Here is a 10,541-nt window from a genome sequence, read left to right as displayed (position 1 = left end):
GGTCACCGGGCCGGCGGCGGCGGAGGCGGCCGGGCTGCGGGCGGCCTGGCCGGCCGTCCAGGCCGGGCTGACCGGCAGCCGCCGCCTGCGCGCCGGGGTGGGCCCGGCCACCGAGCCGGCGGCCGGGCCGCTGTGCGGGGCGCTGATCCAGGCCGGGTACGCGCTGGAGGCGGGCGCCGAAGGCGCCGGGGCGGTCGGCAGCAGCGGCGAGCTCGACTCACTGGCCGCCCTGCTCAGGGGCCTCCCGGCCGAGGTCACCGGTGCGTTCCACGCCAGGCTGCTGGCCCCGCTGGCCGACCACGACCGGGAGAACGGCGTCTCGCTGCTCGGCACCCTCGGCGCCTTCCTCGACCACGACGGCTCCTGGGCCCGCACGGCGGAGGCCCTGCACATCCACGTGAACACCGTGCACTACCGGATCCGCCGGATCGAGGAGCTCACCGGCCGCAGCCTGTCGCTGCTACAGGACCGGGTCGACCTGCGGACCGCCCTGCTCTGCGCACCGGCGGGCCGCGGCTGAGCGGCGCGCTGCGGCTGAGCGGCGGGCCGCGGCTGAGCGGCGGGCCGCGGTCGGCTGCGGCGGTGGGCCGGTGACCTGTCGAGCTGGTGGGCCGGCGGGCCGGCGGGCCGACCTCGCGGTGCCGTCGTCGCAGGTCGCGGCTGGGGCGCCGGAGACCCCTCGACCGTAAATATCTTGACGTCGAGATTAGTGGTCGGGCAAGCTGCCCCCGGATATCTTGACGTCAAGATACATTCGGAGCGGAGCGGGGGCTCGTGATGCGGCGGGGCACAGGGAGCGGGAAGAGCCGGCAGAGCGAGGCCGGCCTGCTGACGCAGCTGCGCCGGCCGCCGGGCGGCCGGGACGCGCGGATCATGCTGCTCGCCCAGCTGCTGGACCGGACCGGCTCGGGCGTGTGGGCCGCGTCCTCGGTCCTGTACTTCACCTTCGTGGTCGGCCTGGACGCCCGGACCCTGGGCCTCCTGCTCGGCGCCGGCGGCGTGGCGGGCATCGCCGGCTCCCCGCTGGCGGGCCGGCTGGCCGACCGCTACCCGGTCCGCCCGCTGCTGATCGGCTGCCACCTGCTGCGCCTGGGCACCGTCTGCCTGCTGCTGGTCTGCCGCGACGTCGCCCTGCTGCTGCCCGTCGTCGCGCTCACCTCGATGGGCGACCGCGCGGCCAAGACCCTGGAGATGCTCTTCGCCACCCGGGTGGCGGGCGAGCGGCGCTCCACCTACCAGGCGCTGTACCGCAGCGTGTCGAACGCCGGCTACGCGCTCGGTGCGGGGATCGCCGCCGCCGGGCTGGCCGTGGGCACCCGTACCGCCTACGACCTGCTGATCCTGGGCGACGCACTGTCCTTCCTGCTGGCCGCCGCCCTGGTCCGGCGCACCCGGGAGCCGCACGGCGGCGGGCGCATGACGGCCCCGCCCGGCGGCGGGACCACGGCCGGACCGGCGGCCGCGCGGAGCCCGTGGCGGGACCCCGGCTACCTGCGGTTCGTCCTGATGGACATCCCGATGAACCTGGACGACTCGATCCTGAACGTCGGGCTGCCGCTCTGGCTGGTGCACCGCACGACCGCGCCGCACGCCTTCGTACCGGCCTTCCTGGTGGTCAACACCGTGCTCGTCGTCGTCTTCCAGCTGCGGGTGTCGGCGCGGTTCACCGAACCGCGCCAGGCCGCCGGGGCGGCGGCCCGCTACGGGCTGCTGCTGCTCGCCTGCTGCACCGTGCTGGCCACCTGCACCGGCGGCGGCGCCTGGACCGCCTCCGCCGCCATGCTCGGCGCGGCCGTACTGGTCACCATGGCCGAGCTGATGCGCTCGGTGAGCTCCTGGGAGCTGGCGGTCTCGCTCGCACCCCGGGACGCCCGGGCGTCCTACCTCGGGGTGGCCGGCATGTCCCAGTCCGTCCAGAAGTCCGCCGGCCCCCTGCTGCTGACCGGTGCCGTGATGACGGCCGGACCGGCGGGCTGGCTCGTCCTCGGGGCGGCGGTCACCGGGCTGTCGGTCGCGCAGCGGTACGCCTGCCTGCGGCGGCTGGACACCGTCCTCCCGGCAGGCGGCGCCGCCGACGTGCAGGAGGCCGTCCCCGCCTGAGCCGGGCCGACCCCCGGCCGGGGGCCTGAGTCGGGCCGCCCCCCGGCCGGGGATTCAGCGGAGCTGGGAGACCGCCTCCGTGGCGATCTTCTCGAAGACGGCCTGGTCGGCGGCGAAGTCGGAGTCGGGGATCGGCCAGTGGATGACGATCTCGGTGACGCCCAGCTCCTGGTGCTTCCCCGCGAAGTCGACGAAGGCGTCGAGGGATTCCAGGAGGCGCCCCGGCTCCGGTGTGAAGCCGGTGAGAAGGATCCTGTCCAGCTCGGCCGCGTCCCGGCCGATGCCCGCGCAGGCATCGCCGAGCTTCCCGATCTGGCCGCGGACGGCCTCCACCGACTGCTCCGGGGTGCCCGTCTCGAACAGCCTCGGGTCGCCGGTGGTCACCCACGCCTGGCCGTACCGGGCGGCGAGCTTCATGCCACGGGGTCCGGTGGCGGCCACGGCGAAGGGCAGCCGGGGGCTCTGGACGCAGCCGGGGATGTTGCGCGCCTCGTCGGCGGAGTAGTGGACTCCCCGGTGGCTGACCACCTCCTCGGTGAGCAGCCGGTCGAGCAGCGGCAGGAACTCCCCGAAGTGGTCGGCGCGCTCCTTCGGAGACCACGGCTCCTGACCGAGCGCGGTGGCGTCGAACCCGTCGCCTCCGGCCCCGATACCGAGCGTGATCCGGCCGCCCGAGATGTCGTCCAGGGACATCAGCTCCTTGGCCAGGGTGACCGGGTGCCGGAAGTTCGGGGAGGTGACGAGGGTCCCCAGGCGCATGCGCTCGGTGGCCGTCGCGGCAGCCGTGAGAGTGGGCAGCGCGCCGAACCAGGGGCCGTCGCGGAAGGTCCGCCAGGACAGGTGGTCATAGGTGTACGCGGCATGGAAGCCCAGCTCCTCCGCGCGCTGCCAACGGTCGCGGCCGCCCTCGTGCCAGCGGTGGACGGGAAGGATCACGGTGCTCAGGCGCAAGGTCATACCCACGAGCCTACGACTGCCTCGCCGGACCCGTGAGCGATGACGCTCCACCGGGCTCCTCCGAGGCCGGCCTGACGATCACTCACCCGGCCTGGCAACGGGCTCCGTCCGACCGGCCGGCGTCGGGCGCAGCAGGCAGGGACGACGAACGCCGCCGTGAACCCTGGCCGGCGGCATCCGGCCAGTCGGTTGCGCATCTCGCCGGTCGACCGCGACATGAAGTGCGGCCGGCCTCCTCGGGGGCAGGCGGCCCGCACGCCGACCGCGCTCGCTAGGCTGGACCGGCCGTGCCGGTGCCGGTGCGGCATACGGGGGTTTTGGTGACACAGGTGGCTGATCCCGGGACGGAACGCGCCGAGCTGTCCACGGTCCGGATCAAGCGGAACCGGGCGGTCCTGCCCGCGACGCTACGGCAGATCGTTCCGACCGGCCTCGCGTTCGCGCTGTGCGCGGTCGGCCTGCGGCAGCCGGCGATGTGGCGGACGCCGCTGGGGTGGCTGGTGGCCGGCGGCGGTACGGCGCTGTGGACGTGGGCGCTCGGGGCGCTGCTGGTCCGGCTGTTCGGGCCGGCGAGGCTGGTGCTGACGGCCGAGGGCCTGGAGTTGCACGGGTCGTTCCGACGGCTGCGGCTGCGCTGGGCGGACCTCGCGGGGGTGTCGCTGCTGCCCGCGCCCCGGCAGTCGTTCTGGAGCGAGGTCTGGGGCGCACGGTACTTCCAGGGACGCCTGCTCGTACGGCCGCTCGGGGCCGGGTCGGACGGCAGCCGTCCGCCCGGCTGGGTGCCGCGGTGGCAGGGGATCGTCTTCGACCTCCGGCATCTCGCCGTGACACCCATGCAGTTGGACGGCCTGTTCCGCCGGTACGCGGGGGACCTCTGGTACGGCGCCGCCGCGCTGCCGCCCGCGCAGGACGCCGTCCGGATACCCGGCCGGATGCTCTCCCGGCCCGCCGTCGTCCTCGGCCACGCACGGCCGGTGCTCGCGCTCCTGCTCGGCGGGCTGGCCGCGGCCTGCTGGCCGGACCGGACGGTGGCCGCGGAGGCGGCCGTCTGCTCGGCCGCCCTCGCGTACGCGGCCGTCACAGCGGCCGTCACCGGTCTCTCCGCCCTGTGCCTCCTGGAGCTGGACGACCGGCGGCTGCACCTGACCGTCGGCCGCGCCGAGCGGTCGCTGCCCTGGCGGTCGGCCGGCAACGTGGCGGTCACCGCCGACGGGCCCAGCCGCCGCAGGCGCCCCGCGCCGTGGACGCTGCGGGCGCGCCTGGCGCCGGACACGGAGCGGCCCGTGCCGCTGCGCCGGTGGGACTGTCTGACGCCCGGCCCGGACGGCCTGGTCGGGGTGGCGCCGCTGCTCTCCACCGAGGCCGGCCACCGGCACGGACTCGACGTGTTCCCCGAGCAGTTGACGGACGCGATGTCACGGTTCGGAGCCCGGACGGCCGACCCGGAGCAGGAGGTGCTGACGCTGCGGGTCTCGCTGTCCGCCGCAACCGGGCACCGGACGATCTCGTCCGCACTGCGGGCCGGCGGCCGGGGCAGGCCGCTGCGGGTGCTGATCGGGCCCGGCCGGTACACCGAGGACCTCACCGTCGACGGCGAGGTGGAGCTGTCCGCGGCGGACGGGCCCGGCACCGTGGTGATCGACTCGGCGGCGGAGGTGGGCGTCAGCTGCTCGGGGACCGTGACACTGGTCGACCTGGAGATCGTGAACCGCCGGACGGCGGCGGTCCGCACCACCGGCCGGACGGTGCTGCGCCGTTGCAGGGTCACCGGCCACGGCGAGTTCGCCGTCCAGGCCCTGCCGGGATCAGAACTGACCCTCAATGACTGCGAGTTGAGCATCGGCCGGACGGCGCTCACCGGAGCCCGCGGCACCCTGGAGGCCAGCCGGTTCCTGGACGCCAGGGACGACGCCGTCCTGCTGTCGGAGAGCGCCGAGGCCACCCTGGCCGGCTGCGTCCTGAGCAACAGCCGCGCCTGCGGTGTCAGCGTGCGCGGCTCCCGGGTGTGGCTGAAGGACTGCGAGTTCACCGGCAGCGGCAGCCACGCCGTCTCGGTGGCCGACCACGCGGAGGCCGAGCTGCTCGGCTGCCGCGTCCGCGACGTCCACGGCATCGCGATCGGCTTCTACGACCAGGCCGGGGGCAGCGTCGAACGGACCACCGTGTCGGGCGCGACCCACGGCGTGTACGTCAGCCGGGGCGCCGATCCGGCCGTACGCGGCTGCCGGTTCGAGGACTGCCGGACGTCGGGCGTCACGGTCGACGAGCAGGGCCTCGGACGGTTCGAGGACTGCGACTTCGACCGGACGGGCGACACGGGCATCGGCATCGGGACGGGCGGCGCCCCCACGGTGCAAAACTGCCGGATCACCGACGGCAAGGTGGGGGTGGTGATCCGCAAGGGGCGCGGTCACTTCACCGGCCTCGACATCCGGCGGCACACCTCCAGCGCGGTGTGGCTGCGCGAGGAGACGAGTGCGGTGTTCGAGGGCCTGCGCCTGGAGAACTGCGCGAGCGGCGTGTTCGCGAGCGGCGACGGGTCGACGGTCAACCTGGCCGACGCGGTGATCCGCGACATGTCGAACTCGGGGATCGCCCTGGACGCCCAGGCCCGGGTGGAGGTGGTGCGCGCGACGATCGAACGGACGGCCCTGTTCGGCTTCAACTGCCGTGGCAGCAGCCATCTGACCGTCAAGGAGTCCACCGTGACCGGCCCCGGCGAAGCGGGCCTGCTGGTGATCGGCGGCGCCACCGTGGTCGCCGAGGGGCTGACCGTGACGGGCTCGCTCGGCCGGGGCGTACTGGCCAAGGAGAACGGCTGGGTGACCGTGTCGGACAGCGCGTTCCGGGACAGCGAGAGCGAGGGCGTGCGGATCGAAGGGGACTGCCACGGCGGTTTCACCGACTGCGAGGTGTCGGGCAGCCGGGGCGAGGCGATCGTCCGCAACGGCAAGGTGACCTTCCGCAACGTCCGGACCGGCGCCGCGCCGGGCCCCGGCACCACCGGCACCACCGGCGCCGAGGACGCCGAGGACGCCGCCGTGCGGGCCGCCCTCGCCGAACTGGACGAGCTGATCGGGCTGGCCGCGGCCAAGAAGCAGGTCCGCAGCCAGATCGACCTGCTCAGGCTCGCCGGATGGCGGCGCGAGGCCGGTCTCGCCGCGCCGCCCGCCGCCGGCCATCTGGTCTTCTCCGGCCCGCCCGGCACCGGGAAGACGACCGTGGCCCGGCTGTACGCGCAGACCCTGACCGCGCTCGGCGCGCTGCCGAAGGGCCACCTGGTCGAGGTCTCCCGGGGCGACCTGGTCGGCGAGTACCTCGGATCGACCTCGCAGAAGACCCGGAACGCCTTCGAACGGGCGCACGGCGGAGTGCTGTTCATCGACGAGGCGTACAGCCTCTCGCGGAAGTTCGGCGCCAACCACGACTTCGGCCAGGAGGCGATCGACGAGCTCACCAAGCTGATGGAGGACCACCGCGACGAGGTGGTGGTGATCGCCGCCGGCTACACCGAGGAGATGCAGAACTTCCTGGCGGCGAACCCGGGGCTGAAGTCACGGTTCTCGCGCACCCTGGAGTTCGCGCCGTTCTCACCCGAGGAGCTGGCCGACATCGTCCGGCTCCAGGCCCTGAAAGGCGAGTTCGCCCTGCAGGACGGGATCGGGCGCCGGCTCGTCGAGCACTTCGAGCACCGGAGCCGGCAAGGCGATCCGGCCAACGGCCGGGACGCCCGGACGCTCTTCGAGCAGATGGTCGAGCGACAGGCCGGGCGGCTGGCCCGGGGCGCGCGGCCCAGCCGCGAGGAGCTGCTCCTGCTGGTCGCGGCGGACCTGCCGGAGCTGTGAGCGGCGGCCGGGGGCGGGCCGACGGGACTACGGCGCTGCGGGCGGGCCGACGGGACTACGGCGTCGGGGACCGGCGCTCGGCGGCCCGGAGCCGGGCGCTGACCTCGCCGAGGCCCTCCGCCAGCACCGCCAGCTGCTCGCGGCTGAGCACGTCGATCAGCACCTCGCGGACGGTCGCCACGTGCCCCGGCGCGGCCGCCCGCAGCACCAGCCAGCCGTCCTGGGTCAGCTCGGCGAACACCCCGCGAACGTCGCTCGGACAGGACCGGCGGATCACCAGTCCGGCCTTCTCCAGCTGGGTGACCTGGTAGGTCAGGCCGCTCTTGGAGGTGACCAGCCGGTCGGCCAGGTCGGTCATCCGCAGCGAGCCGCCGGCGGCGGCGGAGAGCTGGACCAGGATCTCGTACTGGGTGTGGGAGAGTCCGGAGCCCTCCTTGAGCTGCTGCTCCAGACGCCGGTTGATCAGGTTGCTGGCCGCCACGAAGCCCTGCCAGGCGGCCATCTCGTGCTCGTCCAGCCAACGGGGTTCGTCCATGGGCCGATGATACTCCTTTGTTCAAATTCGAATGAAGGTGTACCAATGAAGGTGTACCGAAGGTGTGCCGAGGAAAAGCAGCACACCGGCCGCGCCCAGGGGGGACGCCCGCACCGAACGACCCTGGAGACGACACCCGTGAGCACCACCCCCGGCAGCCGCCGTGACCGCCTCGCCGCCGAACGGGCCGAGCAGCTCCGCAAGGAGCGCCGCAACCGACTGCTGGTCCGCGGCGGCCTCGGGCTCGCCGCTCTCGCGCTGGCCGGCGGCGTCACCGCCCTCGTCGTCACCCGGCAGAGCCCCTCCCCCGCGACCGCCTCGGCCGGGATACCGTCCCAGCCCCGCACCACGGCCGACGGCCGGACCACCGCACCGCCGTGGGACGCCCCGGCCGGGCCCGCCGCCGCGGCAGCCGTGCAGGCGGCCGGCCTGCCGATGCTGACCGCCGAGGGCACCGCCGAGCACATCCACGCCCACCTGGACGTCTACGCGGACGGCAAGGCCGTCACCGTCCCGGGCCTGATCGGGATCGACGAGCCCGGGCAGCAGATCAGCCCGGTGCACACCCACGACACCAGCGGGATCATCCACATCGAGTCGCCGGTGCGCGCCGACTTCAGCCTCGGCCAGTTCATGACCGAATGGCAGGTCTCGCTCTCGGCCGGCCACCTCGGCGGCCTGGCCGCCGACTCCGCCCACACCCTCACCGCGTACGTGAACGGCAAGCCGGTCGCCGGCGACCCCGCCGCGATCACCCTGGGCGCCCACGACGAGATCGCGCTGGTCTACGGCACCGCGGGCGAGAACGCCCAGGTCCAGGTACCCGGGTCGTACAGCTTCCCCGCCGGTCTCTAGGACCGGCGGCCCTGAGGTCCTGAGGTCCTGCAGCCCTGAGGTCCTGAGCCGCGCCGAAGCCCGGGGCGGGCCGGCCCGGCGGGCCCGCCGGCGGGGCCCGGACCGCGGCGGAACGGCCGGAGCCGGCCGGGCGAGCCCTGGTGGGGCGGGCCCGGCCGGCTCCGTGGTGCCAGGCGCAGCCGGTCAGGCGCCGCTGGCGTCCCCGCCGACGGCCAGCGCGTCGCCGTCCTGGGACGTGGCGTCGCCGCCGACGGCCAGCGCGGCGCCGCAGATGGCCTCCGCGTCGCCGCCGACGGCCAGGGCGCCGCCGTCCTTGTGGGCGGAGGCGTCGCCGCCCACCGCGAGCGCGCCGTGCGGGTGGTGACAGTGGGCCGAGGCCACTCCGGCCCCGGAGAGCAGGGCGATGCCGCTGAGGGCAGCGGCAGCAGTGATCTTGGCGATGGTGATGCGCATAAGTCCTCCTGGTTGGTACGCGACGGATGAGTGATCGGCACGACCCGGCCGGGCCATGAGCCCCCCGGGCGCGGAATCACCCGCGCAGCCCAGCGGCTTCGCCCGGGTGCCCTCACCCGGCGTCCTCGCCGCACCTGCGGCGGCGGCCCGGCCGGGGCCGTCCCGGTGGCGGCCCGGCAGCGGCGGCCCCGGCCGGGCTCCGCGCCGTCGGCCAGGGGCTGGTGCGGCGCACGTCCGACCGGGCACAGTATCCGCATGCAGACTCCACTCACCGTCATGGACTTCCTCGACCGGGCCGAGCTGGTCTACGGCGACCGGGTCGGCCTGGTCGACGAACCGGCACAGCCGGCCGCCTCCTGGGGCGAGGTGACCTACCGTCGGCTCGCCGAACTCGCCCGCGCCCAGGCCGCCGGGCTCGACCGGCTCGGGGTCGGGCCGGGTGAACGGGTCGCGATCGTCTCGCACAACTCGGCTCGGCTGATGACCGCCCTGTACGGGGTCAGCGGCCACGGCCGGGTACTGGTCCCCGTCAACTTCCGCCTCAAGGCGGAGGAGGTCGCCTACATCGTCGAGCAGTCCGGCGCCTCGGTACTGCTGGTCGACCCGGAACTGGACGAGGCGCTGGCCGGGGTGCCGGTCAAGCACCGGTTCGTGCTCGGCGCCGAGAGCGACGCGCAGCTGTACGACTTCGACCACCGGCCCGTCCGGTACGAGATCACCGAGTCCGACACCGCGACCATCAACTACACCAGCGGAACCACCGCCCGTCCCAAGGGTGTTCGGCTCACGCACCGCAACCTCTGGCTGAACGCCGTCCTGATGGGCCTGCACTTCGGGGCGAGCGACCGGGACGTCTACCTGCACACGCTGCCGATGTTCCACGCGAACGGCTGGGGCCTGCCCTTCGCGCTGACCGGCCTCGGCGCCCAGCACGTGGTGCTGCGCAAGGTGGACGGCGCCGAGATCCTCCGGCGGGTCGAGCGGCACGGGGTGACCTTCCTGTCCGGCGCTCCGGCCGTGGTCTCCATGGTGCTGGACGCCGCCGCCGACTGGGACGGCCCCGTCCCCGGCCGGGACAAGGTCCGGATGATCGTGGCCGGCGCTCCCCCGCCCACCTCGGTGATCGAGCGCGTCGAGGCCGAACTCGGCTGGGAGTTCATGCAGTTGTACGGGCTGACCGAGACCTCCCCGATCGTGACGGTCAACCGCACCCGTGCCGAGTGGGACGGGCTCCCGTCGGCCGAGCGGGCCGAGCGCCTGATGCGGGCCGGTGCCCCGGCGCTGGGCTCCCAGGTCCGGGTGGACGGCCAGGGCGAGGTGCTGGTCCGCTCCAACACCGTACTGGAGGGCTACTGGGAGCAGCCGGCGGAGACCGCCGCCGCGCTGAAGGACGGGTGGTTCCACACCGGTGACGGCGGCACCCTGACCGACGGCTACCTCACCATCTCCGACCGGAAGAAGGACGTCATCATCACCGGTGGCGAGAACGTCTCCTCGATCGAGGTGGAGGACTGCCTGTACGGGCACCCGGCCGTCGCGGAGGTCGCGGTGATCGGCGTGCCGGACGAGAAGTGGGGCGAGACGATCAAGGCCCTGGTGGTGCTCAAGGACGGGCAGAGCGTCGACGAGGCCGGTCTGATCGCCCACTGCAAGGGCCGGCTGGCGGGCTACAAGGCCCCGACCACGGTGGAGTTCCGGGCCGAGCTGCCCCGGACCACCACCGGCAAGCTGCAGAAGTTCCGCCTGCGCGAGCCGTACTGGGCGGACCGCACCCGCGAGGTCAACTGACCGCGCAC

Annotated in this window: 8 protein-coding genes; 5 read left to right on the top strand and 3 right to left on the bottom strand. The window is 74.3% G+C overall.

The annotated features are described in order from the left end of the window. The coding region (locus ABD330_RS17010; RefSeq protein ID WP_344465795.1) for a PucR family transcriptional regulator at nucleotides 1–520 on the top strand (520 nt) is incomplete at its 5' end. A 257-nt stretch (nucleotides 521–777) separates the two neighbouring features. Beyond that, a complete protein-coding gene (locus ABD330_RS17005; protein ID WP_344465793.1) occupies nucleotides 778–2,100 on the top strand; it encodes an MFS transporter in 1,323 nt (440 codons plus the stop codon). A 54-nt stretch (nucleotides 2,101–2,154) separates the two neighbouring features. Here ABD330_RS17005 and ABD330_RS17000 read toward each other — a convergent pair whose 3' ends face one another. Beyond that, nucleotides 2,155–3,057, bottom strand: a complete 903-nt coding sequence (locus tag ABD330_RS17000) for an LLM class flavin-dependent oxidoreductase (protein WP_344465791.1) — start codon at nucleotides 3,055–3,057, stop codon at nucleotides 2,155–2,157. Nucleotides 3,058–3,386: 329 nt separating this feature from the next. On the opposite strand from ABD330_RS17000, the gene ABD330_RS16995 reads away from it, so the two are divergent. After that, on the top strand, nucleotides 3,387–6,902 hold the full coding sequence (locus tag ABD330_RS16995) for a right-handed parallel beta-helix repeat-containing protein (RefSeq protein ID WP_344465789.1): 3,516 nt from the start codon (nucleotides 3,387–3,389) through the stop codon (nucleotides 6,900–6,902). Between the two features lie 55 nt (nucleotides 6,903–6,957). On the opposite strand, the gene ABD330_RS16990 is transcribed toward ABD330_RS16995, so the two are convergent. Next, on the bottom strand, nucleotides 6,958–7,437 hold the full coding sequence (locus ABD330_RS16990; RefSeq protein WP_344465787.1) for a MarR family winged helix-turn-helix transcriptional regulator: 480 nt from the start codon (nucleotides 7,435–7,437) through the stop codon (nucleotides 6,958–6,960). 138 nt (nucleotides 7,438–7,575) lie between these two features. Here ABD330_RS16990 and ABD330_RS16985 point away from each other — a divergent pair, with 138 nt between their 5' ends. Next, complete coding sequence (locus ABD330_RS16985) at nucleotides 7,576–8,292, top strand: hypothetical protein (protein WP_344465785.1); 717 nt, start codon at nucleotides 7,576–7,578, stop codon at nucleotides 8,290–8,292. Nucleotides 8,293–8,475: 183 nt separating this feature from the next. On the opposite strand, the gene ABD330_RS16980 is transcribed toward ABD330_RS16985, so the two are convergent. Continuing rightward, nucleotides 8,476–8,745 (bottom strand): hypothetical protein, encoded by a 270-nt coding sequence (locus ABD330_RS16980; protein WP_344465783.1) that lies wholly within the window; start codon nucleotides 8,743–8,745, stop codon nucleotides 8,476–8,478. A 255-nt stretch (nucleotides 8,746–9,000) separates the two neighbouring features. Here ABD330_RS16980 and ABD330_RS16975 point away from each other — a divergent pair, with 255 nt between their 5' ends. Further along, nucleotides 9,001–10,533: an AMP-binding protein gene (locus ABD330_RS16975; protein ID WP_344465781.1), complete on the top strand. Its 1,533-nt coding sequence runs from the start codon at nucleotides 9,001–9,003 to the stop codon at nucleotides 10,531–10,533. The last annotated feature ends 8 nt before the right edge of the window (nucleotides 10,534–10,541 follow it).

The sequence above is a fragment of the Kitasatospora kazusensis genome (assembly GCF_039529945.1).
Classification (GTDB): Bacteria; Actinomycetota; Actinomycetes; order Streptomycetales; family Streptomycetaceae; genus Kitasatospora; species Kitasatospora kazusensis.
Note: the sequence above shows the minus strand (reverse complement) of the source record. Positions and strands in the feature narration are given on the sequence as shown.

Bases quoted from the DNA above. Each gene is read 5' to 3' on its own strand.
- ABD330_RS17000 (WP_344465791.1), bottom strand. From the start codon at position 3,057: ATGACCTTGCGCCTGAGCACCGTGATCCTTCCCGTCCACCGCTGGCAC.
- ABD330_RS17005 (WP_344465793.1), top strand. From the start codon at position 778: ATGCGGCGGGGCACAGGGAGCGGGAAGAGCCGGCAGAGCGAGGCCGGC.
- ABD330_RS16990 (WP_344465787.1), bottom strand. From the start codon at position 7,437: ATGGACGAACCCCGTTGGCTGGACGAGCACGAGATGGCCGCCTGGCAG.
- ABD330_RS16980 (WP_344465783.1), bottom strand. From the start codon at position 8,745: ATGCGCATCACCATCGCCAAGATCACTGCTGCCGCTGCCCTCAGCGGC.
- ABD330_RS16975 (WP_344465781.1), top strand. From the start codon at position 9,001: ATGCAGACTCCACTCACCGTCATGGACTTCCTCGACCGGGCCGAGCTG.